Genomic DNA, 26,411 nt, shown 5'->3' with positions numbered 1-26,411 from the left:
TGAAATGATGGCAGCACAGAGCGGCGGGCGCGTTCAGCTGAAGATGAGCTTGCCGAAGTCGAGGGCGACCAGCAGGGGCTCTGGAATCTTCTTCATCGCGTCGTCGTAGGCATAGATTCGACGCGTCGTCGGCATCATGATGCCCTGAAAATCGCGATAGTTGGTTGTGTAGTTGGCGCCGGAATTCCCCCCCAGAATGTCCACGGTGTAGTCGTGCCGTCGCATTAACCCGTCCGAGCCGAAGTGAGTGATCTGGGTCTTGGTATGGCTTTCGATATGGTCGGGGAAGGTGACCCTCAGTCGCCGCCACTCTTCGCCGTTCTCATGCCAGGGCTCGATTTCCTCGCTCTCGAAACCAGGATAGGTATAGAGGAAAGGTGAGGTCAGGTAGGTCCAAAGGGCCTCACTTGAGAAATATGCGACGTGGAGCTTTTCCCACGGGTCCGCGAATATCTGGCCGTCGAACGCGGATTTTGGATTGTCCCGAGCCTCGACGATCTTGCCGTCCAACGTCTCGAAAACGAGTCGATGAGGAACAAACAGACTTCGCTGACCAGGCGCCGGGAACGGTGTAATCGACAGATGTTCCTCGTGGGTCTTGATCTCGAAGACCTTGTCGATCAACGCCCCAGTCTGTTGCTTGAAATCCCAAATGGCCCCGGAGAGAGAGACTTCGGCGCGGAGCTTCGTAAACTCATTCCAACGGTCAAGCCCGCCATGCGCTTCGATCGCAAAAGCAAGTAGGTCGTTCATCGCGCGTTCCTTAAAACCAGTGAATCGACGCAGCCGACGCCACTCGAAGCGAGGTTGCAGTTGGATCCGACGGGGGCCGCTTTCGAAGCCGTATCGCCGTGTTCCGTGCGCCAACGGTCGGGGGTTTTCCTCCCACTCACAATTATACGTAGGTGTACCTGACGCGCGCCGGCAACTCCGGCCGTTTTCACCCAGGGGGCCGCTACCCTTTCGAACTCAAATCGACAGGAATTTCGGATAGCTGCGGCAGACACGCCGCAACCGAACATGCAGTTAGTGACGCCTCGCGATTCGGTTCATAGAGTGAAAGATAGAGTCGAGGCCGCGATATCTTACCAGCCACGGCTTGCGCTGAGCTTGGCATAAAGCTGCCTACTCTGCGGCTTAACGAGGAAGGTCGTTATTTCCGGATGGTCAGCCTTGATTGCAACATCAATCGCCGCGACGATATTCTCGATCTCGCTGGTGAGTAGTTCCGGAGCGAACGCAACGCTGAGTGCCACCAGAATTTGATCCGGCGAAAGCTGCACAGTTACAGCGCCGTTGATGGACCTGACACCGACAATAGCAGCCGCGACCTCCTTTATAGCGTTGACCTTCGCGGCGGATGCAGATTTTCCGATCAGAAGCGATTTCCCCTGGGCTGCCAGAAAGGAAGCGGTCAGCGCGAGAATAACCGCGATCCCAATAGACGCGAACCCGTCGAATGACGGCTGGTCCAGGATTACTCCGAGGCCAATACCGGTCGCTGCCAGGATCAAACCCATGACGCCGGCCAACCCACCCAAGAGAATTGTCAGTGACGCGGTATCGCGGGTCGCGCGGACGAATCTGACGACGCCGCTCCAAGTCTTGACTCCGGCGACGCGGTTCAGCGCGTAGGCGGTGCATGCGAGCTCGACAAGAAACGCTACGAACAATACACAATAACTGATCTTGATGTCACGGATCGGTTGAGGATTCATGATTTGGCTTACGCCGTCGTGCAGCGCGCTGCCGGAGCCTGCCGCAAAGATAAGTAGCGCCGCAACGAAGCCCCAGAAAAAGATCTCGCGGCCGAATCCGAGTTGATGGAGCGCCGTCGCTGGACGGTGTGCCGCGACGATGCCGTAGAGCAGAGCGACCTCGGTCGCCGCATCCATGACGGAATGGATACCTTCGGCCGACATTGCTGAACTGCCGGTCGCATATGCGGCGCCAAACTTCATTAACGCGATCAAAATATCGCCCGCCAACGCGACGGCGACGATCACTCCCCTACTCCGCAAAGCCATTCTGGACTGCCGCATCCTATTCCCCTTATCTTGAAACAAGCCGCAATAAGCGCTTGGAAAAGAAGCAAGCAAATCGGCCGCCCTGCATTTTCGAAATTATACCAAGGTGTACCCCCACTCCCGAACAGCGCAGCAGCGGGACCAAAGCGCTCGGCACCAACAATGCTCGGTGTCGTCGGTTGAGCATCGAACTGGTGCCTCCGGCGAGGCCATTTGATCCGCGCCGCCTTCGACGGAGCGCGGCGCCGTCGATTTGATGGATTTTTTCACAGCGAACAGCTGGAGCGAAAGTGCGGCGACCTCTGTGCCTGGGATTGTATCCGGGCTTCATTACCACGAACGCAACGGGGATCTCTCCTTCGTTGACATCGATCTGTCCCACGGGTGCGCAAAGGCTTATGCCGGGATGGCTGAAGCAAGCATCTTCGACGGTGCCTGGATCGATACTATGCCCTCTCCGGATGATCCGATCTTTTTGCCGGCCGGTGAGATTTTGTTGGTTTGGGTTTCTAATTTCGATTGTCTCGCAGGGAAGACACATCCCAGCTGCGCCGCTCCGACGCAGTTTTTGTCTTGGTGTCATCGCAGCGATGCATGCCGCTTCGGTCGTTCGGAAAAGCTCGCAGATTTTCACGCCAAACCGAGCTTCAAAAATCGTTGGCCAAGGTGAGCGCCGACGGCGCTTAACGAGGCGTTTTCCAGAGACCAACCGAAAATGCGGACGCTATGGCCGCCACGTTGGTCGGAACGGTCGCCGCAATGGTAATCTTTTCACAATCGATAATCTCCCAAACATGCCTTGCCAGCGCAGTTACGGCACCACCGTTTTCGGAAAGAATGGCAGGGTCAACTCAATGTTAGAGCGATGAGCTGTAACGCACTTGGAAAGTGCACCATCGGCATGGCACGGGAATTATGCGGATGTTTCAGAGCGAGTGCGCCGCCTGAACTCCTGCGGCGACTGACCGAGCGCACGAACAAACGCCCGCCGCATCCGTTCGCGATCGGCAAAGCCCGTTTCTTTCGCCACGGTCTCAATAGAATGACGGCCCTCCTCGATCATCAGACGAGCGGCCTCAATTCGCAATTTTTCGATCGCCTTGGCCGGCGAAAGGCCTGTCTCCGATTGGAAGGCTCGACTGAAGTGCCGTGTACTTAGGTTCGCGACTGACGCAAGCTGCTCGACCGAAATAGTCGAATTGAGGTTTTTCTTGACGAAGGCCAAGGCGCTTTGAATGCGGTCGGATTTTGGCTCTAATTCCAACAACGCGGAGCGTTGAAATTGGCCACCCGAGCGGCGGTGATAGACAACCAGCAGTTTTGCAACGTAGCGGGCAACATCTGCCCCGGCATCCTCCTCGACCATCGCCAATGCGAGATCGATGCCAGCGGTTCCTCCAGCCGAGGTCCATATATTTCCGTCGACGATGAAGATGCGATCTTCGTCAAGCGTAACATTGGGAAACCTGGCTTTGAAATTCTGCGCGTGACCCCAGTGAGTTGTCGCACGGCGGCCATCCAGGAGGCCTGCATCGCCGAGTATGAATGCCCCCGTACAAACAGACGCCGTGCGACGCGACACCTTTGCTGCGGACCGAACAAACTCAACGACCGCTGGATCGCTCCCCCTCATCTCAAGCAATATGTTGCCACAAACGATAAGCGTGTCGAATTTCGGATCCCGAAACTTCTCAGTCTCGACCATTAGTCCGGACGACGACCGGACGGGTCCTCCATCCTTGGAAATCATGCGCACGTTATAGCGCAGCTCTCCGGCCCGGAAGTCTGCGCCTTCAAAGACCGACAGTACTGCTAAAGTCGTCACTTGAAAGCCTGGAGAGAGCAAGAAGCCAACACGCTGCATCCGCCACCATTCTCGTCTGAACAAATGTATTTAGGTTCCTTTCCGCCATCCGCAATATCCGGCTACCAATTTGGAATCAAAGAAACCATCTCATTGAAATAGCTCTTTAAGTGCGTCTAGAAGGGCACCATCCCAGTTCTCGTGATGCCTGCTGCGCTGCCCTCATCAGCCGAACGCCACGAAAAAATATTCTCTCACTCTCACTACCCCGCTCGCGCGACAGCTCAAGTCACGCCAACAGAAACGACGCCCAATTGCGGCTCGTCAAATTCTGCCACGCGAGGCCGGCCCGGCAGGGAGCTGTTGTGTCATTTGACTGTAGTGTCGACTGGACTGGCAAGTGCGCCGATCAAGCTTTGCATCTTCGCGTCTAAGGAGCTGCCTAGCGCATCAAGTGCACGATTATCGAGTGTATCGAGCGAAGATGACGGTCGATCGTAGGAGATGACCGATTTGCCAGCGTCCGCATAGAGCTCGACGCGGAACGGAACGAGCATGCCCGCCTTAACGTCAGTGATTTCCGAAATTATTAGCGGATTGCCGACAAGGTAAAGGGAGCACTCGACTAAAGATCCCGTAAGGGAAACAGTCCGTCCGAGCTCCAAGTGAGCCATTATCATAAGGCCGTGGGGACCGCTTATCCGGTCCATTGCCGCGGTGACCTCGGCCCATGAGGCGTGCCTGCGCACGAGCTCCTCGCCAATGGCTTTGTCATAATGACCGAGTTGCCTCTCGAAGGCAGCTACAAGACCTCCGAAATTAAACGGAGTCTCCACCTCGACCCGTTCAACCAGCTTTTTCGTCGCGGTGGTCAGCATTATTGGTACACTCCTCGTTGCTGTTGTCTCTGCCGCCGCTCTGACGGGCTGCTGTGCGCGCGCGGCGAGTGGCAACGACAGCGAACCAGCAATTGCCGTAATGAAATCGCGTCGATGCATGTGTTTTCTCACCGGAATTGCGTTGCAGGTATTCAGCAGAACTCTCGCCGCCGCCTGCGTGTGCGGGCCAGCGCACGCAGGAAGAGGCGCGGAGACTAGGCACCACCAGCCAGCAAGAGGTTCGCAACCTCCTCGGGTGCATCGATCATGAGCCAATGGCCCGTTTGCACCGGTTTGACCGTTGTGTGGGGAAAGATCGAAGCGATCGCGTCCGCTGCTCCGGGAGTTAGGTACGGGTCGAGGACACCCCAGATCAGGTTCACCTTCGGCGTAAATCGACCCGCCTCTGGGAGCCGTTTCGTGTTGTAGGCTACGCTTTCCCGCAAATGGGAGGTCATCTGCGTGAAGGCCGGCCCAGCCCCACCGGCAAAGTTGGCATCGATGATCGGCTGCAAGATGCCATCGAAGCGTTCCCTGAGGTTGGGCGGCATGTTCACCTGAAACCCTTGGTTCTGGAACTTCAACAGCCACGCCATCTTGTCGGGGCTCGCGGTAAACGCCCTTGCGAGTGCTTTTAGTGAAGGATCGCCGAACAGTTCGATTAGTTCGGGAAATCTCAGCGTTGGGGAGTCGGCGTAGTAGGTGTTCATCAGACAAAGCCAGGCCACGCGACCCGGATTATCCAGAGCGTAGTTGGCGGCGCACGGCCCGCCGGAATCGTGACCGACGGGAATGAACTTCTCTATCTTCAGAGCATCGACAACCGCGGAAAGATCTCCAACCTGTTGATCGAAATTGTATTGATAGCTACCCGGCGCCATCTTTTCCGATTGCCCGAACCCGAGGAAGTCGAACGCCACGACCCGCCGACCCGCCGCCGTCAGATAGGGCACCACATAGTCGTAGATGTGGAGATTGTCGGGAAAACCGTGCAGCAGCACATAAGCCGGGCCCCGCCCCGGATATTCCTGGGCGTAGATCATGTGACCGTCATGCGGAATGCGATGTTCGACAAAGGGCACGGTCGACGCGATCGGCGCATTGCTGTGGGTAGCGCTTTCACTCGCAAAGCCCAGGGCCGGGGCGGCGCCGGCGAGCGCCACGCCACCGGCGGCTGCGAACAGGAATTCACGTCGGGAATTGAAACTTGGACTTGTCGGACGCAGTGTCATCTCTGAATTCCTTTTCGGGAGCAACGGTGGGTAGAACTGGCTCATGCTATTTTGACCGACCACCGTGCTGTGGCCTCCCCCAATGATCTACGGGATCGCATTCGAGTGAACCCGCGCTGCCCGTTCCACCGGTTAATTGACGAACCGTCTTGATTGAAACGCCGTGGTGCGATCCCTAACTATGCTTTGGCAACGGCGAGCAGCTCAACGATACAGGCGTATAATTTGATAGCAATTTGCGCGACGTATGTTTGGGCGCGGCAGCACGGCATCGGGACCGCCCCCTGGGCCCCCAAGATCGCCTGAGGATGCAACAGCACGAGCCGACGAGATCTGGCATGCGTGGCGCCCAGTTACCAGCGAGAGTGCGGCGCAGGAGCGTAGATCAACGCCCCGCCTGGAAACGCGATATCGACTTTCGAATTCCGACGTTTCTTTAGCAAGTGAAGAGCGCATTCCTCTGACTGTTCCGCCGCAAGTTTTTTTGTTTTACCAGGTTTGATACTTCAGGCTTAGATGCGTTCCGACCGTCCGCGTAAGCGGTCGTTCTCTTGTAAACGGACGGCTGCTCAAGGGAGCAACTCCGTGGAGATTACCTGTCGGAAGGCTTTAACGACGATTGGACATTGCGTTGATTGACTCGACACATTTTTTTAAAGGGCCACAACAGCATGTGGGCGTGTGGACTTCTTGGCTGGCCGTCACATTCCGGCGGTCGATAGAGAGTCCTTGGCTTGCAGTTGTTGTCCTTCTGCTGGCGATAATTATCTTCGTCATAGATACCCAAACACCGCAGCCGGTTGCCGTCCTGTATGCGGCCGTCCTGCTTGTCGCTGCGCGTTCTGGCCGTCGCGAGTGGGTGATCTGGACCTCACTGCTTTCGGTAATCCTCACTCTTCTGAGCTATATCGCGCAAAACGATGGACCCCGTTTCGCAATCCGAATTGTAGCAATTGGCATCGTGACATTCTTGATCCTCCGAAACCTGGCAGCAAGCAGGTTCTTAAGCGAGCAAGCCCGCTTGCTTGACCAAACCCACGACAGCGTTTGCGTGTGTGATTTGAACGGTGTGATAACTTCATGGAATCGAGGCGCCGAGCTACTTTTTGGCTGGTCCAGTGAGGAAGCCTGCGGCGCAATCTCCCAGGACCTACTCAAAACAGACCTGCCAGTTTCTCGCGACGACTTGACCGCCATCCTCCTTGAGAACGGGTATTGGGAAGGTGAGCTGCTCAGTCGCTCCAAGGACGGCAAGGCGCTCACATTAAACAGCCGCTGGTCATTATTGCGAGATGAGCGTTCCCGGCCGAAGGGCATTCTAAAAACGTCGAACGACATCACCCATCGCGAAGAAGCAGACGAGGCAGTTCGGCGGAGTGAAACACGGTATCGCACTATTTTTCAGACGACAGGTGTCTCCATCTGGGAATGTGACATCTCTGCCGTCAGGCGCCGGATTTCGGATCTCTATTATGAAGGGGTGGTCGACCTTCGGAAGTACTTGCTTGAAAATCCCAACTTTGTCCGTGAAGCTATCGACCTGACTCGGGTCGTTGACGTCAATGACGCTACAATTCGAATGTTCGGTGCCCGGACAAAATGGGATCTGCTCGGACCCATGGGCCCAGTTTGGCCCGTCGTTGGCGAGCAAGCGTTCGCGGAAGCTATGCTCGCCGTCTGCGAAAATCAGCCGATTTTCGAAACGGAGGCGACCCTCCAGACAATCGATGGCTTACGCCTGGATGTTCTTTTTACGACTGCACTTCCGCCAGAGGCAGCATCCCGTGAAACCATTTTTCTCTCGCTGGTCGATATTACCTCGTCCAACCGAGCCCGATTGGCGCTTCAGTCAGCCCAAGCCGATCTGGCCCACGCGACCCGCTTAACAAGTCTTGACGAGCTCACAGCGTCCATCGCACATGAAGTGAATCAGCCGCTTGCTGGAATTTTGGCAAATGGACAGGCTGGGCTCCGCTGGTTGCGGAGAGATACGCCTGACATAGAGGCTGCGATCGTTTCCCTTGAAAAACTCGTCGGTGACGCAAAGCGTGCCAGCAGCGTAATCGGTGGCATACAGGCACTTGCGCGAAACGAAGCGCCAAAGCAAGTCCGCCTCGACCTAAACGACATCGTGAGGGAAAGCCTTGTGTTGCTGGACGGCGATCTTAAGCGCTGCAGTATCGAGCTTTTTCTCGATCTGACGAGCTCACGTCCCCATGTGCGTGCAGATCGCATCCAAGTTCAGCAGGTTATAATTAATTTGGTGGTGAACGCAGCTCAGGCGATGTCCGATACCCACGACGGATTGCGTCGGCTTCGCATATCAACCTCAACTGACGGGTCAGCAGGAACAGTTAAGATTAGCGATACTGGCCCAGGCATCGATTCCAACGTACGCAGCCGTCTCTTTACGGCATTTACCACGACCAAGATCAACGGAATGGGATTAGGCCTTTCGATATGTGCGTCGATCATCGCACGTCAGGGCGGACGGATATCAGCGGACTCTAATGACGAAAATGGTGCTGTGTTTACCTTTAGCCTTCCTATTCACGAAGACGAGAATGAGTTTTGAGAATTCCTGGTCGAGGATCACCTCTTGCACCATCTCCGCGTCGCCCCAGCGCGCACCCCGCGTTCGACGTGGCGAATAAGACAATCTCCACAGCGTCCTAAGACAATTCGGACGTCGTGTACGCCCTACCTTTGACGTTTCTGTTAGTAGCTTAACCGCCGACCTGCCGTTCGGTGTGCGGCAATGACGGCCAGCTCGAATCTCTAAGCTTGTCTCGATAGCCGACTTGCGCGCCTTCGGCGAAACGCCCGATGGAATGCCATTGGCAGCTGCCTCCGAACTTCCGAACCGAGGTCTAACAACCCGGCGAATGGATTAGCTCACCACTGGCCTTCACGGTTCGATCCACAAAGTTTGGCAACATGCCACCAAGACTCAGAGCAGAACTCAGGGGAGCGGCCGCTGTTGTACGTAGTTAAAAGCCGTCTATCGATGACATCGATTCCGATATTATGAACCTACACAGACGTATAATTGTTCCATCGACCGAAAAGTTAGTCTCTCGGTAAGAGCCGAGTCATTCAACGAGAGAGGGTCGTCGTGCAAAGAACGCGTCAAACAATTGTGGCCTTGGTCATTCTCGCCCCACAATTAGTTTCTTCCCCCGCTTCTGCACAATCCGCGATCTTTGCGGGATTGGCTGGCGCGTGGGCCGGCTCCGGTTCGATCTCCCTTTCAGACGGATCGAGAGAGCGATTGAAGTGCCGCGCGACGTACCGCGTAAATGGCACGGAACCCGCGCTGCAGCAGGTTTTGAGATGCGCCAGCGATAGCTACAGGTTCGATCTCAACAGCGACGTCGTCAGCGAAGGTGGCCGCATCTCAGGGACCTGGAGTGAATCGAGCCGCGGCGTCAGCGGCAGCCTCCAAGGCCGCGCGAGCGGAGGGCACATCTCGGCGGCCGTCGAAGCTCCTACATTTTCCGCAAATCTGACGGTCGCAACGAGGGGTAATCGGCAGTCGATTTTCATCATCTCACAAGGCGATATCAGACAAGTTTCTATAACGATGGTCAGAAACTGAGATGGCGCTAAGGATTGCCCTTTTGCGGCGTTCGATCTGCATCGAAATGGCTGCTCGTCTCAAGTAGTCAAGACGCCGATAATTTGGGGTCCGCCCAAGGCGGAACCGGCCTTCAAAGTCTTCGTCAAGCCTGAGCCGCAAATTTCAACCATTTCCTACAAATGTCCTCGTCTTCAATCGATGGATACACCTGTATAGTGTATCGTCTTATCGGACACCGATAGTCTCGCTCCAGAGCGAAAGCTCAGACGACATACGAGCAAATCCGGGAGCCTTCATGTCCAATAAGCGTTTCAATGCATTGAGTGTCCATCGAACGGCCTTTCGGCACGACGGGATTAAGGACAGAGATTCCGCTCTAGCGACGAATATTGGCGCGCAAACCAAAGCCCCGGCGGCATCGCGAGCAACGTCGACATCTGCCCTGAGAGCCGCGATTGTCACTCTGACCTCTCTGTTAGCAAGCTCCGGATGGGGGATGGCCCTGGCACAGGGCCGACAATATCCGCCGCAAAGTGCCTACTTGATGCCACGCGAGGCCGAAATTGCGCTCGCGAAAAGCGCGGCGCCCGCGCACATCTCCGATCGAGCAACGATAAAGATCCTCACTGCAAACGGTTATGAAACTGCGCATGAGGGCGACAGCGGTTTTGTCTGCCTAGTCATGCGCGGCTGGGCCAATTCTGGGACCTATACTCCGATAGCATTTCGAAATCTTGGGTATGATGCAACGATACGCGCGCCCGCCTGCTTTATTCCAAGCGCCGCGCGAACTATCCTTCCCTACGTCGAAATGAAGGACACGCTCGGCATGCAGGGCAAGACGCCCGACCAGATCGCCGAAGCGGTACAGGTCGCCTATGCCACAGGCAAACTTCCGAAGAGAGATGAGGTTACGTTCGCGTACATGTGGTCGGCGGATCAGCATCTCAACTCTGGAGCCGATCAGGAGGGCGTTGAGCTAGGTCACGGTTGGCATCCGCACATGATGGTCTATGCTCCCTATTTCGAGAACTCCATGCTTGGCGGCAATGCGTTCGGTTCGATGCCAATCGTCGGAGACGATGCCGGAACTCCCTTCGCAGTCATTTACGTTCCCTTGGACCGCAAACTCGCTGTGACGCCTCAGCAAAAATAGCCGGTCGACGCGACGAGTATAGCGTTTCAACGAGCAGATCCACTTCTTAACACAGCCTCGGCGACCCGATCCAGACGTAGAGCGGAACATCCTGTTCCGCTCTACGTCTGATAGGCCCATTCATGGATTGGCGACGAAGACTTTATCATCCGGCCGAGCGCAGATGGCGGCGCAAAGTTCTTCGAACGCGCCAGCGCCATGCCGTCCGCCAATCCTGGGGCAAAGCAACGCAAGCTTCCGTCGGCGCCACCGAGGTTACAAGTAGGATCGCCGCTTCGCCTTGAAAAGTAGCGGTGCGGCTATTGCGAGCCGATCCGGCTGGGCAGACCAGTCCAGAGACGAGGAAAATCTCATCGTCCCTTGAAGGCAAACGACGCCGCGGCTTACCGGCCAAAACCAACTCAACCGCACCCTGTAGGGCCAACTTAACGTCTCGCTTCGAACAGCGGCAATGCAACGTCCAACATCGCCTCGTCCGCTGTCGCAATTCCGCCCGTGGACGGCCGATGCGAGCAGCTGCGATGACGATTTCTACAAGCGCCGCCACTCACTGGCCGCCAAATTTGACCATCTTATTGGTAGACTCGCGTCTTCGGCGTTGGATGGCTTGCGGTGGCTCCCCAAAAGCCCTCACAAAGGCGCGGCGCATGCGCTCCCGATCGCTAAAGCCGGTTTGGCGTGCAATGATATCTACAGAAAGCACGCTCTGCTCCAACAGGTTTCGCGCGGCTTCCACGCGCAACTGCTCGACTGCTTTCGCTGGCGGTCGACCCGTCTCCGCTCGGAAGATGCGGCTGAACTGACGCGGACTTAGCTTCACATTTTCCGCGAGCAGCTCCACCGTCAGGGGCTTGTCCAGGTTTCTCCTGGCAAAGGCTAGTGCGTCTTGTATGCGGTCCGATTTTGGATTCATCTCCAGCATCGCGGAAGACTGGGGTTGTCCGCCAGCGCGTTGATGGTGGACGACGAGGTTTCTTGCTGTCGCTCTAACTACATCGGTGCCAAGGTCTTCTTCAACCATTGCCAACGCCTGATCGACACCAGCCGTCATTCCCGCCGAAGTCCAGATCGTGCCATCCACGACAAACAAACGGTCGGCCTTCAACCTGACATTTGGATACCGAGATCGAAAGTTGTCGGCATAGAACCAATGAGTCGTTGCTTCCCGATCATTTAAAAGCCCCGCTTCGGCCAAATAGAATGCGCCGGTGCAGGTCGCGGCGACCCGGCGGGAGCACCGGACGGAGGCCTTCAGAAAGGCCAAGAGGCCCGGAGTAAAGCTCATATCGCCGCCGCCGCCGATGATCAGCGTATCGACGGCGATGCTGTCGAATGCCTTCGTTTCAACGACAACGCCGATTGAGCTGCGCACCGGTCCGCCCGTCTCGGAAAGCAGGTGCACATCGTAATGAGCCTCGCCCGCCATCGTATTGGCAGTCTCGAAAACCGAAGCGGCCGCGAAGCTCATTACCCCGAAGCCCGGAAAAACGACGAAACCGATAGTCTGCATTATACGCATCGCTCCATTGCGGCGGGCCGCATGGCTGAGCACCCCGTGTCCGAAAGAGAGCTATATCCGACATATTGCCCGTCGGCTAACCTGCGGAAAAGAATGTTCATCACGATGCGGAGACGCCGCGCTGCTGCAGAAACGCCTTGGGACGCTCGAGCGGACATTTAGCAAAGAATATTTGCAATCGGAGAAAAATGCGGTCGGATTTCATGACGCGCTGGGCCGCGCCGAAGAAACGTCGAGGAAGCGAAGCGTCCGGCCGCTACGGCAAATATCACTAGCCCCGAAATTTGATGCAAGCGATCGACAACCGGCGAAAATTTGCCAGCGGCGCCGCACAAGGCTGGACCGCTTAGAAATTTACTAGCGATGCGAAGACCGGACTCAGCGCCTGGAGCCAGAGAGATCTATTTCAATATCTTTTCAGCGGCCATAGCCAAGGTCATGACAACGCGTCGGGCCCAAGGGCGGAAGTCATCGCTGCGAGCACGCAGTATCTTACGCCCCGAGACGTGCGTGCGATGGTCGGCTACCTGACAATCCTGCCGGCGATCCAAAGCAGGGCGTTGCCTGGCGAAATCGTCGGTGCCGCGTCACAGGCACCGAACGGGGCTCCTCCCAGCAATGTGAAGGGCAAATGATCTTCGCTGGCGCCTGCGCGGGATGCCATGCCTGGAATGGATCGGGCGCACTCGTTTCCGCAGCCGAGTTGACCGGCTCGCGCGCAATCAATGACCCGAGTGCAATCAACATCGTTCAGATGACTTTCCGGCACGGGGCGAGCTCCGGCAGGACAGCCATTCGTGCCAAGATTCGACGCCGCTTAAACAGACGCCGAGATCGGCAGCCGTCGCGGACTATGTAACTTCGCGGTTTGGCTCCGCCCGGTCGCAGATCGGGCCCGAAGAGCTCGCCCACCTGAGAACACTGAATTGACTGAAAACAGCAGATGCCAACCACATTTTCGAGAGCTTTCGCGAACGGACCAAAGTCTCCAGCTGTCAGAAGGTTCACGATAGTTAAAGCGCATCTGGCGATCATGCGCGTCTTTTGAGCAACTATTCAAAGGCGTATCGCAACGAATGTCAGCCATCCATCCACTGATGCCAGGCCGCTATATCTCATCTCGGCTTCGGCGAGAACGGACCTGGCGGCGACGCCGTCATGAGTGCCACGCACAGTAGCCCTAGCAGCGCGAACAGAACCGTTAGCCAAAACCCATCGATATAGGACAGTGTATTTGCTTCACGCTGCACGAGCGCGGCAAGTGTACCCACGCCTCGGGCCTGCGCTGTACCGGTCCCATGACTGGAAAACAGCGCCGTCAATCGAGAGAGAACACCGACGACGTCGGCGTCTCCACTGCCAACATGCTGGCCTAGGAGGTTGGAATGAAACTGTTCGCGTATGCGCAACCAAGTGGTCATCAACGCAACCCCGATTTCCGCGCCTCCGAGCCTCATGACTTGAACATATGCGGCAAACGCGGTGGCGCGAGTCGGATCCGAATTGGCCAATGCGATCATCACTAGCGGCAGCAAGGAGAACGATTGTCCAACAGATTGTAAAAGGACCACCGGGATAAAATCGTCCAACGACCAATCGTGCGTGAGCTGCGTACCCAACAAGCCTGCTGCGGCAAAAGCCGACAGCCCAATGATTAGTGTCAGCCTGGGATCATAGTATTTAATCAGGTAGATAGAGAGAGGAAACAAAATGATCATGGGAAGGATCGCCCAGGTCAGAAACAACCAGCCTGACTGTTCGGGCCTCAACTGCCCCACGACAATGAGAAAGTTGGGAGCCAGCGTGGAATTTGACAGGCCGGTCAGCGTGTAGAGTAGGATGACCGCCAGCGAGAGGCCGATGTTGCGAGAGAGAATGACATCGACGTCTGCCCATGGTCGGCGCACCAGGGATTCATTGACGAAGAAGCCGACCGCCAGCAGCAACCCGCCGCAAAGCAGCGCCATGACGGTCCCGGATCCAAACCAGTCCAGTCGGTTACCCTGGTCCAGGCCGGCATAGACTATTGCCATGCCGGCGCCGAGCAACAGCATTCCACCCCAGTCCGCGTCTGTGACAACGGAATGATTTATCGGCTCATGCGGCGTCCCGAGGTAGACGCACAATCCCATCAACGGGGCAATGAAGACATCCTGCCAGAACATCCATTGCCATCCGATCTGATCGACGTAGAAGCCGACCAGCGAAATGCCCGAGTTTAGCGAGAATCCCACACGTATCGAATAGATCGCTATCGCGAGCACCCACCATTTCATCGGCAGGTTACGAAAGACGATGAGCAGTGTCGCTGGAACGAATGTGCCCAACATCAACCCGTGAATGACACTCAGCACGAGCAGGGTACTGTAGTCATGCGCAAGCGGCATGAGTAGGGAAATCACCGCATAGATCAGACTCGGGATTCCCAACACGCGTCGTAGTCCAAAGGCCGTCGATAGCCAGGCGACCGCAGGCGCGATCGCAATCTGCGACGCCGTCGCTGCGGTGCTGAGCCACGCGCCTTCATCGAAGCTCAACGAGTACACCCCGCGGAGGTCGGGAAGCGCGACCGAGAACAGCCGGGTATCGAAATTGGCCAGAAACGAACCCAGCAGAACCGCGCCGACTGCGAAGAGCGGCCTGTGCGATATGCCGCCCGTGGAAACCGGGCCACTCTCAATCATCTTACTTGCTGTCATTGCGTCCCGTTCCGCCTGTCGCGGTGGGGGCTTCGGTGACATGGATGCGGGTTGTCGCCGACATCCCCGGTAACAGACGCTCGACCAAAGGCTGTCCCGGATCGAGTTCGATCCTCACGGGGATCCGCTGCACGACCTTGGTAAAATTGCCCGTCGCGTTATCGGGAGGAAGTAACGCAAATTGAGAGCCGCTTGCGGGGGATATTCGCCCGACGCGCCCGCGCAGTTTCTGGTCAGAGAAGGTATCGACGATGACTTCAACGGGCTGCCCTTCCTTCACCCGAGTGAGTTGCGTCTCCTTATAGTTGGCTATCAAGTAAACCTGCGGCAAAGGCACAACGCTGATGAGGTTGCTGCCGATGTTCACGTAGTCACCGGCTTGCACCTGGCGCTCGCTGGCGACGCCGTCAAACGGCGCGACGATTTTGGTGTAGCCAAGACGCAGGTTTGCAGCTGCAAGGCCTGCCTTCGCGGCCAGAAGATCCGCAGCGCGTTGCTGCTTGGTACCCGCGAGCACGTCGAGTTGGTGTCGTTGGGCAGCAATCAAGGCGGCATTTGCTGTGACGTCCGCTTGGGCCTTGGCGTAGGCCGCAACGGCCTGTTCGAGCCTTTGCCGGGTGCCCGAATCAGTTTGCGATAATGATTTCTGGCGTTCCTGCTCTTGTCGAGCTTCGACTTCGAGGGCCAGAGTGGAGGTTCGTTGCGCCTCAGTTTGCGCGATCGTCGCGTATTGCAGCTCTATCTGATTCTCGAGATTGTCCAAGGCGGCCTTGGCGCCAGTAACGCCCGCCTCCCCCTGCGCGACTTGCGTTTCATAATCCGCTGGATCGACTTGTACCAGGAGATCGCCAGCCCGTACCCGTTGAAAGTCATTGACCCCGAGAGCCAATACCGCGCCGGCGACCCTCGTGCTCAACCGGGTCGTTTGGGCGCGCACATAGGCGTCGTCCGTAGTCTGCACTGACAATCCGCTGACCCATGCATCCCAGCGCAGCGTGGCGATCACGATAAGAGCGAGGACCGCAGTCACCGCCAACAGCGGAATGGTCAAGCGTCGCCAGGTGTCACGCAGGGTCGAGGCAGTCGCTTCGCCAGACAGAGCGGCTTCACTCAATTGTTCACCTTCGACTGCACCTTTGTGCCATTGGCCGTTTCCTTGTGAAGTACAGATCCGCCGAGCGCTTTTTTGGCGCTACACTTCGGACCGAAGTACGCGCGCACACAAAAGTGGGCGCTGACATTGTGGCACTTAAATTCACGCTCGGACGTCTGGGCTCTCCTTGCAATTATACGAAGGTGCAGTCGCGGACGACAGGATCCGCCGACTAGCCCTCGTATCGTGTCGCAGATTGAAGCGTGCCCTTAAGAAGAAACGGTTGGCGCCCGATGCATTGCGGCAGCGCTCGTCAGCCATCAGGGAAGCGACGTTCGAAGGCGATAATCGCGATAGCTTATCGTGGCGGCTAAGGCCACACAGAGCGGCGGGCCAAGGCTCAAGGAGCGACTGGCTTCCCATCGTCACGCTCGCTTTGGTTGGTTTCGTGCGCCTGGATGTCGCCTCGCACGGGCCGCAGTCTCGCATCGCTCGGAGATGCATCGTCGGGCACAAGCTTAAGCAAGCTACGGCGTCTTCGCCAATGAAGCGCGCTGGCTGGCCACCGCGCTGACAGAGATCGGTGCTGCAGCGTTGCCCCAGCTGTTGCGAATGTAGGTTAGCACAGCGGCAACCTGGCCGTCGCTGAGGCGCCAGTCGAAGGCTGGCATCGCCGGGCCCGTCGGCGCACCTACGGTGGACACCCCGCGAGTGCCACTCAGCACGACATGGGCGAGTGTGGTTGGGTCATCGGACTGCACCAGGGCGCTGCCGGCGAGTTTCGGAAACAACCGGGCCTCGCCGGCACCGCTGTCCCTGTGGCAGGCGGCGCAGCTATCCTTGTAGATCGCGGCGCCCACGCGCATCGCGTTGTCATTCGCCGCCACCGGGGTCGGCTTCGTGGCGGTGCCGCCCGTGCCACTGTCCTTCAGATAAGTGGCGATCGCCGCGATATCTTCATCGGTCATCTGCGACGTCGAATGCGAGACGGCCTCTGACATCGGGCCCGAAGCTAACGTGAAATCGTTTGCTCCGGTCTTGAGGTACTGCGCGAGGTCCTCCTTCGACCAATTGCCGATGCCCTTGTGATTATCAAGGGTGACGTTCGGCGCAAACCAGCCCTGCAGGGTCGCACCCGCGAGCGGCGTGCCCATCCTGTCGCCCCCTAGCAGCGTCTTTGGCGTGTGGCAGGTACCGCAATGGGCGGCGCCTTCGACGATATAGGCGCCGCGATTCCACTCAGCGGATTTTTGCAGATTCGGCTGATAGCGGCCCGGCGCAAAGTTGAGCCAGTTCCAGAATACCATCGCCAGGCGGATATTGAACGGGAACGGCAGCTGGTTGGCCACCACCGCGTTCTTCACCGGTGCGACCGTCTTGAAATATGAACGGATCGCCATCACGTCGTCGTCGGTGAGTTTTGTATAAGCCGGATAGGGCATCGCCGGATAAAGCCGCCGGCCGTTGTGGCTGCGACCCTCGTGCAACGCGGCGATGAACTCATCATCCGTAAGGTTGCCTATGCCAGTTTCGCGATCCGGCGTGATGTTCGGCGCCACCAGCTTGCCGAACGAAGTATCCAGCGCCAGCCCGCCGGCGAATGGTGCTCCGCCCGGCGCGGTGTGACAGCCCGCGCAATCGCCCAGCACCGACAGATAACGCCCGCGTTCGGCGCGACCGAAATCTTGGCTGTCCTGCGCGGCGGCAGATGCCGCGATCGAAACGAGAAGCCCCGCAGCGGCGAGAGAACGTTGCATCATCCTCTCCTCAAACCAGCGGACCGGGATTCTTCAGATAGCGGTTCTTGATGGCGTCGGCAGTCCAATACGCCAGCGCGCCGACCGTGTCAGTCGGATTGTAGCCGTGGTTTTGTGGGAATACCGACGCTCCGCCGGGTACAAAAACATTATGGACATCCCAGCTCTGGCAGTAACGGTTGACCACGCTTGTCTCAGGATCCGCGCCCATCACCGTCCCGCCAGTGTTGTGTGTCGTCTGGTAAATCGTGCTGTTGTAGGGACCTTTGCGTGGGCTGAGCGCGATTTCCGCAGGGTCCATCGCGCGTCCGATAGCGGCGAGGCGCTCAGTGAGGAACGCGGACATCTTCAACTCGTTATTATGGAAATCGAAGGTCATTCGCATCAGCGGGCGGCCAAGGCGATCCTTGTAGGTCGGATCAAGATCGAGATAGCAGTCCTTGTAGCTATAGGAACTGCCATGAGTCGCGAGGCTGCACGCGCGCTGATAGGTCTCCGCCGTCGCCTTTTTCCACTGGGCTCCCCATTTCGGCGTGCCCGCCGGCACAGGCCGGGTCTGGATCGGGCGTGCGCCTGTCTGGCCGAAGCCCATGTAGCCGCCGCCAAAGAAGCCAAGCCCGGTGTGGTCGAAGTTGTCGCCGTTGAAATCGTCGATCATCATGCCATGGGCGCCGGTTGCGATGAACGGGTTGAGGGTCTTGTCCTTCAGGATCACGGAAACGCTGGAGGTCGTCTGATAGGCGTAGTTGCGTCCGACCACGCCCTTGCCGGTAACGCCGTCATACGGCTTGCCGATGCCCGATAACAGCATCAGGCGGACGTTGAACAGCGCGAAGGTACAGACCAGTACGATATCGGCAGGCTGCTCAAATTCCTCACCGGAGGAATCGACGTAAGTGACGCCGGTGGCGCGCTTGCCGGAGGAATCCAAATTGATCTTTGTCACCTCGGATTCGGTCTGCGCAGAGAAGTTCGGAAAGCGCAGCAGCGCCGGCAGCACGCAGGTCTGCGGGCTGGACTTGGCATAGTTGCCGCAACCGAAGCGCTCGCAGAATCCGCAATAAGTGCACTGGCCCATTTTGATGCCAAGCGGATTTGTGTAGGCCTCGCTGAGATTCGACGCTGGTTGTGGAAACGGTGAGTGCCCGGTCTTACGGGCGGCCTCGGCAAACAGCGTGGCGCCCAGACCCTGCTTCAGCGGCGGCGTCGGATATTCCGACGAGCGCCAGCCCTCAAAGGGATTTCCGCCGAGCTGCTTCTCGCCTCTCAGGTTGCCGGCCTTGCCGGAGGTGCCGCAGAGTTTTTCGAAGCGGTCGTAATACGGCTCCATCTCGTCGTAGCTGACCGGCCAATCCTGGATCGTCATGTCAGCCGGCAGTGCCCCCTTGCCATAGCGGCCTTCGAGATGGCTGCGCAGCTTGAAATCAGTGGGCAGGAACCGCCAGGTCTGTCCGTTCCAGTGCACGCCTGCGCCGCCGACGCCGTTACCCGGAAGAAATCCAGAGAAGCTGCGAATCGGCAGCGCGGTCTGAGTGCCGTTGTTGCGGAAGGTCAGGGTTTCCTGTTCGGGCCGCAGAAACAGATCGAGCTTCACGGCGTAGCGCAACTCATCCTGCGAATAGGACGGCGGGAAATCGGTGGCGGTGTCGCGCCATGGGCCTCGCTCGATCGCGATCACATCCAGCCCGGATTTTGCCAGCTCATAAGCGAGAATCGATCCAGTCCAGCCAAGACCGACAATGACGACGTTTTTGCGGGGAAGTTTACGCGCCATGCTCAGTCCTTCACTGTCCAGTCGGATCGGCCCATGATACTGACGGGCGGCAGCGGGTAGACTTCGTTGTGACGTTCAACCCAGTCGCGATAGTCGTAGCGCGTGCCGGGAAAGCCCACGAGTTTCCAGCCCGCCATGTCGCGGTTGCCGCCATAAACGGGATCAGCGAAGAAACCTTCCTGGGTGTTCTGCAGCAACAGCGAGAAGAACTCGACACTGCTGACGTTGGCAAGCTCGATCGATCCGGTCTCGAGCCCGGACAATACCTTGTCTTGATCGGTCAGCGCGAGATCGCGAAACGATTTTCCGGTGAAGGTCGCCTTGACATAGTCAGTCAGCGCCTTCAGCCCCTTGCGATAGCGCGTCGCGGGCGCGTCGGGCGCCTGATAACCTTGGGTGGCGGCGCCAGGCATGAAGGGTGGCCCCATGTAAAGCCCGAATGCTTTGCCAAAAGCGCCCGCCAATTGCCGATCGATATAGACGGCGCAGCCGGTGTCCTTGCCGCCGGGCCCGCGTTCGTCCGGCGGAATCAACCGATCGACAGCCGCTTCGATCGTGGCAGCTTCATCGAACGTGAAAAACATCCATGGGCCGGCGCGGACCTGCAGCGGCGGCGATGCGGTGCCCGGTTCCCACGGCATGCCCTGAGTGATGGTGCGCGCGCGCGCCGCAGTGCCCGCAACAAGCAGGGCCGCGGTCGAAATCAGCAGCGAGCGCCTAGACAGGAGGAAGTGCCGGGAGCCATCGATCATCACATCGTTCCGAATTGCAGCGCTTCCAACATTGTTCGTATAGGTAGCGAACGGCAACGATAGATCAGTCAGGTCGACGCGTTCAAAGAGATATCTGAGTATAATTGCTTGTCTTCAACTCATGGCCCTCAATTTCAAACCGCCTTAAACGCAAACGTCGATCCGCCAGCGCCGGTGCCGAAAACGACGGGACTATGACCGATGAAATTACCGCCGAAAACTCGCTGAGGGATAGACGCAATAATCTACCGACTGGCCGACGCTTTGATTCTCGTTGGAGGATAATCTGTCGGGCTGCGGGCAACCTCCTTCAGAGGAGCGGAAATGCTGAGGGCTTCTGCTGCACGGACGAGATCTGGCAACGTCCTCAACTTCATCTTTCGCATCATGGAACCACGATGAACTTTCACCGTGATTTCGCTAAGCCCCAGCTCACCTGCAACTTGCTTGTTCATCAACCCGCGGGCCACAAGCTCGAGCACTTCCTTTTCGCGACAAGTAAGACTCTGATATCGCTGCATCAGGCTCGATATCTGAGCTTTTTCTGTCATCCGAGATTCGTCGAGCCGAAACGCTTCCTGTACGGCTTCCAGAATTAATTGATCATCAATGGGCTTTATCAGAAAATCGATGGCACCCGCTTTCATCCCACGCACCGAAGATGGAACGTCGGCATGTCCAGTCATTAAAATGACCGGCAACGGAATGGATAACGCTTGCAGCTGCGTCTGGAAGTCCAAACCGCTGGCGTCAGGGAAACGGATATCGAGGATGACGCAGCCAGAGTCCGCCGGTTGCCACGCTTCAATAAAGTGTTGAGGCGCTTCGAAAGCCACTGCGCGAAACCCCATCGACTGGACCAGATTCACCAATCCATCGCGAACGGCGGGATCGTCATCGATCACGTGGACGACTGGAAGCGTTGTCGGCGCCTGCCTCTGCTCAGGTGAGGAAGCCAATGCCTGACGGCGGTTTTCCAAGAGAGCCGGCCCCGGGTTTGGCGGCAGATGTCCCGAGTAAGATTTTCGGTGTTGATGTGCGGACAAAGGCTTGAACATCCCTTCTGATTGCTGCAACCGAACGGCCGAAGCAAAGTCTGGAAAGAACCACCTTAGGCGCCCACTCCCCTGTTTTTGGATCACGCATTGCGCATTTGCTTCCGCAACCTACGTCGTTGCAGAAGCGACCTAAAGGTCGAATAGCCCCCGTTTTCGGACATGAGATGCAATAAACATATGCAGCGCCAATCGCTTCGTCCTAAAGTCCGAACCCTACATCCGGTCCATCGCAGGCTTTCGGCCGACGCTTAAGACAATATTGAACAGTGGAAGCCCACAGACCAAATGAAGCCCCTAAACGGCGCAATCGCACCTCCGATTTCGGGTTCAAGATCCAGGGCGGTGCTTGTCTCAGTTTTTTGGTCCGACGTCCGCCTTCGTGCCGTGATGCGCCTGCTCGAAGGCCCGGACTTGGTGAATTGACGCGACCACTGCAGCGCCCTCTCCGACGGCGGCAGCAACTCGCTTCGTCGAGCCAGATCTCACGTCGCCGACTGCGAAGACGCGCGGAATACTGGTCTCAAGAGGCAGCGAGGCGCGGCCACAACGTCTAGCATCCCCCCGAAAGACTTCTCCAGTCCGCAGAAAGCCCTTCTCGTCGAGGAGGGCAGTCTTCTCCAGCCAAGCTGAATTGGGATCGGCGCCGATGAAGAGAAATAAATGGCGAAGTCGTTGCAAGTGAACCGCTCCAGTTGAACGACGTTTCATTCTAATTCCGGTGAGTCCTCCCGACTGGTCACCTTCAAGCGCGAAGACTTCGGTCTCCACGTACAACTCGATGTTGTCGAGCGCTGCAATCCGATCGATCAAGTAACGCGACATCGTCGCGCTTAACCCCTCGCCACGAATCACCCAATGAAGTCTCTTCACGGTTGGCGACAAAAACACAACCGCCTGCCCTGCTGAATTTCCGCCGCCGATGACCGCGACCTCCTCCCCCTCACATAGTCTTGCTTCGATGGGTGAGGCCCAGTATGAGACGCCTGCTCCTTCAAACGTCTCCAATCCAGGAATGTCGGGTCGGCGATAGCGTGCACCCGATGCGGCAACGGTGGCTAAGGCGCGAACGGCCCTCCCGTCCGAAAGCTCGAGCGTCATCGGTCCATGCGAAGTGGGATCTGGATCGCTGATCAACCGCGCGACCTGCAGTGGGACCGCGATAGCGGCCCCAAACTTCATAGCCTGACTGATAGCCCGTCCAGCCAAAGCCCGCCCGGAAATGCCGGTCGGGAATCCGAGATAATTCTCAATGCGCGCCGAGGCGCCAGCCTGTCCACCCGCGGCCCTCTGGTCGAGCACTAGAACCGTGAGTCCCTCAGAAGCGGCATAGACAGCAGTCGCGAGACCGGCCGGACCTGCGCCGACCACCGCAATATCGTAAATAATTTCCGGATCGAGGGTCGGGGTAATCCCCAGACATGCCGCAGTCTCCACGTCGGTCGGCGCCCTCAGAACTGTTCCATTCGGGCACACCATCAAGGGCAACTCGCTTGGCGCTATCCCCAGACGGTCGATAAGCGCCTGCGCCTCATCGTCGGAAGAGGGATCCATGACAATGTGAGGGTAGCCGTTGCGTGTCAGAAATCCTTGAAGCCTCACCAACTCTGGCGTGCCAAATCGACCGATCAAGACCGTGCCCGCGCCGCCCTCCGTGATTAAGGCGACACGTCGCAGGATAAACGCGCGCATGACCAGCTCGCCGACGTCCGCTGATCCGATCACGAGTGCCCGCAGATGAATGGCGTCGAGGGAAATGGCCGAACACCCTTGCGGACCTGCTCGACCGGATGTCAGCGATGGGCGTCCCGCCAACTGGCTGAGTTCTCCGGAGAACTGACCTGTTTTGTAAGTGCCGACCGCAGCCTCTCTGCTAAGACCGTCGCGTCTAGATACTTCCATCCAACCATCAATCACGAACCAAGCCGGCGCGTGCAGATCACCAACCCGAAAAACGACGTCACCGGCGGCAAATATCCGAGCCTCACCTCCGCAAAAGCGCCTTACAATTTCAATTTGCTCAGTAACCAGCGCTGGAAATACTTGATCTGCGCGCTCAACCAGAATACTCATTCACATTCTTTCGGATATCGGCACCATAAAGAGCGCTCCAAGGGAGCGCTTCCTATTGATAGAATGACGTTCCAAGCACCATCGAGAGGCAGCGAAGTGCCTGGTCGACCATCGACGGTGGGGCGGGGCATCGATGGCCGACCATCGCGCGCCGCAGCTGTAAAGCCGGGCATCGCGAGCCTGCAAAGGCTAATTAACTCTTCAAGAACTCGAGCAAATCGGCATTAATCTTTTCGGCAAGGGTGACGCAGAGACCGTGGGGAGCACCCGGGTATATTTTAAGAGTCGCCTTCGGCACGATCTTCGCGGACTTGAGTGAAGCAATGCCGATTGGCACGATCTGGTCGTCGTCGCCCTGAATGATCAGGGTTGGAATGGTCATCTTTTTCAGATCATTGGTGAAATCGGTCTCTGAAAATGCCTTGATGCATTCGTACTGGCCTTTGATGCCGCCCAGCATGCCCTGCATCCAGAACGATTCGATCGCGCCCTGGGACACTTTTGCATTTGGCCGATTGAATCCAAAGAACGGCATCGCCAATCCCTTGAAAAAGGTAGAGCGATCTGAAGACATCCCAGCCCGAAGACCGTCGAAGACCTCCATAGGCGCAGCTTCTGGATTATCGGCAGTTTTCAGCATATGCGGTGGCACCGACGAGATCAGGACTGCTTTCGCAACCCTCCCAGTTCCGTGGCGACCAATATATCTCGCGACTTCGCCGCCGCCAGTGGAATGTCCGACCAGCGTTACGCCCTTTAGATCGAGCGCTTCAATCATCGCCGCCATGTCGTCCGCGTAAGTATCCATGTCGTTGCCTTTAGAAGGCTGGCCAGAACGCCCGTGTCCGCGGCGATCGTGCGCGATGACGCGGTAGCCCTGAGCAGATAGAAATAGCATCTGGTTGTCCCAGGCATCCGCAGTCAGCGGCCAGCCGTGCGAAAAAACAACGGGTTTACCCGTACCCCAGTCCTTGTAGAAGATCTTGGTGCCATCTTTTGCAGTGACTGTTGTCATGGTCTCTTTTCCTTGCGTAACGTTGTTGGATCGATTGGCTGCAGACGCCGCTTTGGGCAAGCTGGCTGCAGCTGCGATCCCACCGGCGGCTACGAGTACGTCGCGGCGGGATTTCGGGATCGCTCGAATGGAATTTCCGATCGGCATGTCGAGGCTCCTGTTTCGGGTGCGTTGAGCGGTGAGCTCGAACGCCAGCCCCTCGCATCGGCCATACAAACAAGAACCGCAACTATACGGAGGTGTACCGCGTTCCTTTGGTTGGGAAGCAGGTGCGCGGCACGCACGCGTCTGACGTTGCAGCCTTTGGCCGTAATGATATCTTCGTATAGTGTTCTGCGACGTAGCCATGCTTGACTGTTGTCTTCGCTCACCTCGGATCAACCATTGAACAACGAGTATCTAGTCGCGATCGTTGATGATGACGCGCCGCTGCGCGGCGCTATCGATAATCTTCTGCGATCGATCGGCTTCATAACGGTTCAATGCCCGTCGGCGGAGGCATTCTTGCAAGATCCTCTGGTTTTCAGCGTCCGCCTCATCATCTGCGACATTCAGATGCGGGGAATGAGCGGACTGGATCTTCAGACAAGGCTCGTTGAACGTGGCATCAACACGCCGATGATCATGATTACCGCGCACCACGAGGAGGACATCGTAGCCCGGGCTCTTGCTGGCGGCGCGGCTGCCTGCCTACGTAAGCCATTTGATGACAGCGCGCTGATGGCCGCAATAAGGGTTGCACTCTGACCGCGTGCGTATCTGCTTATAGACCCGCGGCTCATCGTCGCGAGCACACCGGCCCTCACCCCTCCGCATAATTGTCGCGACTAGTTCAATCGGGATTAGTGTGCGTTGACGTGTGATGTACTCATCGGGACGGCCCGCCTTGAGTGCGCTTCGAACCGAACATCAGAGCGGCAGATGGCCGCTTCGCGCCCCCCCAATCAGGAGGATCAACCGGATGCACGATTCGTTGCCCGTGATGGGCGCCACATCATCGACCAGCACCATCAGGCCTGTCACGGTAGGACAGCACTCTCTTACTGGGCGCTTGTGATTGGCTTTGAAAAGAAAATCAGTCACTGGGACGCGGCCGTGGGTGCGCAGCTCGTGGCTGAAAGGGCATCTTGGGAAGAGACACGGGCTGCGATCGGCGCAATGGCCCGACACCAGGGTCTGATGATCCTTACGCGTATCAACCAGGGCGAGATCGCGTCCTGGTCTGGGACCCCGCGCTCAAGTTCACTCTATCTCGTGGGGAATCCGATTATTGCGACGGACATTCTCAGCGAGCCCCCTCAGATGGAAAGCAGAATACACAAAATACGTACTTCCGGACGAGCAATCCGCTTCCTAAGATCTTTGGACCGTTTTCTCGGAGCTAGAATCGTGTCCACCCGTCATATCATCGTTAGCCCATCCGCCCCGGCGCCCGTCGGACCCTACTCGCAAGCCATTTCCGCTCAGGGCCTAGTCTATGTCTCTGGTCAGCTACCGATCGACGCGGTCGGGGGCAACGTGCCAGATGGTATCGAAGCCCAGACCCGTCAATCTCTACGAAATCTTCTTGCGGTGCTCGATGCCGCAGGCTCTGATGTAGCCTCCGTCGTGAAGACAACGGTCTTCCTAAAGAACATGAGCGACTTCGGCGTAATGAATACGATTTACGCGGATGTCTTCGGCTCCTCAGCGCCTGCCCGCTCGACCATAGAAGTCAGCCGCCTGCCGCGTGACGTTCTGGTCGAGATCGAGTGCGTCGCGCTCGCAACCAAACGGACTGACGGCCTCTAGAGCGTTATCCTATCTGGCTGAACGCTGGGGGGCGCGATCAACGCCCCTGCTCTGCCGGCGCTCACCGCAACTGAAGACAACCACCTGCGCGGCCAATCCGACCACGCGCGGCATCATCGGATCCTGGGTGCTCATGGCCTCGTCGATCGCCAGACCTTCGAGACCTAGGTCGAAGGGGCGCCCATCTCCAATCTTCGAACCGATGC

General features: G+C 57.6%; 20 protein-coding genes. 5 read left to right on the top strand and 15 right to left on the bottom strand.

Annotation, left to right across the window (positions count from 1 at the left end):
• Nucleotides 1-33: 33 nt before the first annotated feature.
• The 6 genes from ABIB95_RS38010 to ABIB95_RS37985 form a co-directional block, all read right to left on the bottom strand.
• Nucleotides 34-753 carry a hypothetical protein gene (locus tag ABIB95_RS38010; RefSeq protein ID WP_247312381.1) on the bottom strand — a complete coding sequence of 240 codons (720 nt, stop codon included), beginning with the start codon at nt 751-753 and terminating at the stop codon, nt 34-36.
• Between the two features lie 332 nt (nt 754-1,085).
• Nucleotides 1,086-2,006 carry a cation diffusion facilitator family transporter gene (locus ABIB95_RS38005; RefSeq protein ID WP_247312378.1) on the bottom strand — a complete coding sequence of 307 codons (921 nt, stop codon included), beginning with the start codon at nt 2,004-2,006 and terminating at the stop codon, nt 1,086-1,088.
• 46 nt (nt 2,007-2,052) lie between these two features.
• Entirely contained in the window at nt 2,053-2,568 is a 516-nt protein-coding gene (locus ABIB95_RS38000; protein ID WP_354247534.1) for an AMP-binding enzyme, read from the bottom strand.
• Between the two features lie 372 nt (nt 2,569-2,940).
• Nucleotides 2,941-3,891 (bottom strand): GlxA family transcriptional regulator, encoded by a 951-nt coding sequence (locus ABIB95_RS37995; protein ID WP_354247494.1) that lies wholly within the window; start codon nt 3,889-3,891, stop codon nt 2,941-2,943.
• Between the two features lie 308 nt (nt 3,892-4,199).
• On the bottom strand, nt 4,200-4,709 hold the full coding sequence (locus ABIB95_RS37990) for a DUF302 domain-containing protein (RefSeq protein WP_354247491.1): 510 nt from the start codon (nt 4,707-4,709) through the stop codon (nt 4,200-4,202).
• Nucleotides 4,710-4,924: 215 nt separating this feature from the next.
• On the bottom strand, nt 4,925-5,941 hold the full coding sequence (locus tag ABIB95_RS37985; protein WP_354247489.1) for an alpha/beta fold hydrolase: 1,017 nt from the start codon (nt 5,939-5,941) through the stop codon (nt 4,925-4,927).
• A 631-nt stretch (nt 5,942-6,572) separates the two neighbouring features.
• On the opposite strand from ABIB95_RS37985, the gene ABIB95_RS37980 reads away from it, so the two are divergent.
• On the top strand, nt 6,573-8,516 hold the full coding sequence (locus tag ABIB95_RS37980) for a PAS domain-containing sensor histidine kinase (RefSeq protein WP_354247486.1): 1,944 nt from the start codon (nt 6,573-6,575) through the stop codon (nt 8,514-8,516).
• 1,300 nt (nt 8,517-9,816) lie between these two features.
• Nucleotides 9,817-10,677: a hypothetical protein gene (locus tag ABIB95_RS37975; RefSeq protein ID WP_354247484.1), complete on the top strand. Its 861-nt coding sequence runs from the start codon at nt 9,817-9,819 to the stop codon at nt 10,675-10,677.
• A 547-nt stretch (nt 10,678-11,224) separates the two neighbouring features.
• Here ABIB95_RS37975 and ABIB95_RS37970 read toward each other — a convergent pair.
• Nucleotides 11,225-12,187, bottom strand: a complete 963-nt coding sequence (locus ABIB95_RS37970; protein WP_354247481.1) for a GlxA family transcriptional regulator — start codon at nt 12,185-12,187, stop codon at nt 11,225-11,227.
• Nucleotides 12,188-12,827: 640 nt separating this feature from the next.
• Here ABIB95_RS37970 and ABIB95_RS37965 point away from each other — a divergent pair.
• Nucleotides 12,828-13,055, top strand: coding sequence for a hypothetical protein (locus ABIB95_RS37965; RefSeq protein ID WP_354247478.1), 228 nt, complete (start codon nt 12,828-12,830; stop codon nt 13,053-13,055).
• 256 nt (nt 13,056-13,311) lie between these two features.
• Here the strand turns inward: ABIB95_RS37965 and ABIB95_RS37960 are convergent, their stop codons facing one another.
• The 8 genes from ABIB95_RS37960 to ABIB95_RS37925 form a co-directional block, all read right to left on the bottom strand.
• Entirely contained in the window at nt 13,312-14,895 is a 1,584-nt protein-coding gene (locus ABIB95_RS37960) for an MFS transporter (RefSeq protein ID WP_354247476.1), read from the bottom strand.
• The gene (locus ABIB95_RS37955; RefSeq protein WP_354247473.1) at nt 14,882-16,009 is read right to left on the bottom strand and encodes an HlyD family secretion protein; all 1,128 of its coding nucleotides are present in this window, start codon (nt 16,007-16,009) and stop codon (nt 14,882-14,884) included. The genes ABIB95_RS37960 and ABIB95_RS37955 overlap by 14 nt, the downstream gene beginning before the upstream one ends.
• A gap of 506 nt (nt 16,010-16,515) precedes the next feature.
• On the bottom strand, nt 16,516-17,745 hold the full coding sequence (locus tag ABIB95_RS37950; protein ID WP_354247470.1) for a cytochrome c: 1,230 nt from the start codon (nt 17,743-17,745) through the stop codon (nt 16,516-16,518).
• 10 nt (nt 17,746-17,755) lie between these two features.
• A complete protein-coding gene (locus ABIB95_RS37945; protein ID WP_354247467.1) occupies nt 17,756-19,519 on the bottom strand; it encodes a GMC family oxidoreductase in 1,764 nt (587 codons plus the stop codon).
• Between the two features lie 2 nt (nt 19,520-19,521).
• Nucleotides 19,522-20,271 carry a gluconate 2-dehydrogenase subunit 3 family protein gene (locus ABIB95_RS37940; RefSeq protein ID WP_354247464.1) on the bottom strand — a complete coding sequence of 250 codons (750 nt, stop codon included), beginning with the start codon at nt 20,269-20,271 and terminating at the stop codon, nt 19,522-19,524.
• Between the two features lie 245 nt (nt 20,272-20,516).
• A complete protein-coding gene (locus tag ABIB95_RS37935; protein WP_346731204.1) occupies nt 20,517-21,329 on the bottom strand; it encodes a response regulator transcription factor in 813 nt (270 codons plus the stop codon).
• Between the two features lie 351 nt (nt 21,330-21,680).
• Entirely contained in the window at nt 21,681-23,399 is a 1,719-nt protein-coding gene (locus tag ABIB95_RS37930; RefSeq protein ID WP_354247458.1) for an FAD-dependent oxidoreductase, read from the bottom strand.
• Nucleotides 23,400-23,592: 193 nt separating this feature from the next.
• Entirely contained in the window at nt 23,593-24,414 is an 822-nt protein-coding gene (locus tag ABIB95_RS37925) for an alpha/beta fold hydrolase (protein ID WP_354247531.1), read from the bottom strand.
• 384 nt (nt 24,415-24,798) lie between these two features.
• On the opposite strand from ABIB95_RS37925, the gene ABIB95_RS37920 reads away from it, so the two are divergent.
• Together ABIB95_RS37920 and ABIB95_RS37915 are read left to right on the top strand one after the other, a co-directional pair.
• Nucleotides 24,799-25,161, top strand: coding sequence for a response regulator transcription factor (locus ABIB95_RS37920; protein ID WP_247312339.1), 363 nt, complete (start codon nt 24,799-24,801; stop codon nt 25,159-25,161).
• Between the two features lie 174 nt (nt 25,162-25,335).
• Nucleotides 25,336-26,205, top strand: coding sequence for a Rid family detoxifying hydrolase (locus ABIB95_RS37915; RefSeq protein ID WP_354247454.1), 870 nt, complete (start codon nt 25,336-25,338; stop codon nt 26,203-26,205).
• Nucleotides 26,206-26,411: the final 206 nt, after the last annotated feature.

The organism is Bradyrhizobium sp. LA2.1 (assembly GCF_040547725.1).
GTDB classification, from domain to species: Bacteria; Pseudomonadota; Alphaproteobacteria; order Rhizobiales; family Xanthobacteraceae; genus Bradyrhizobium; species Bradyrhizobium barranii.
Note: the sequence above shows the minus strand (reverse complement) of the source record. Positions and strands in the feature narration are given on the sequence as shown.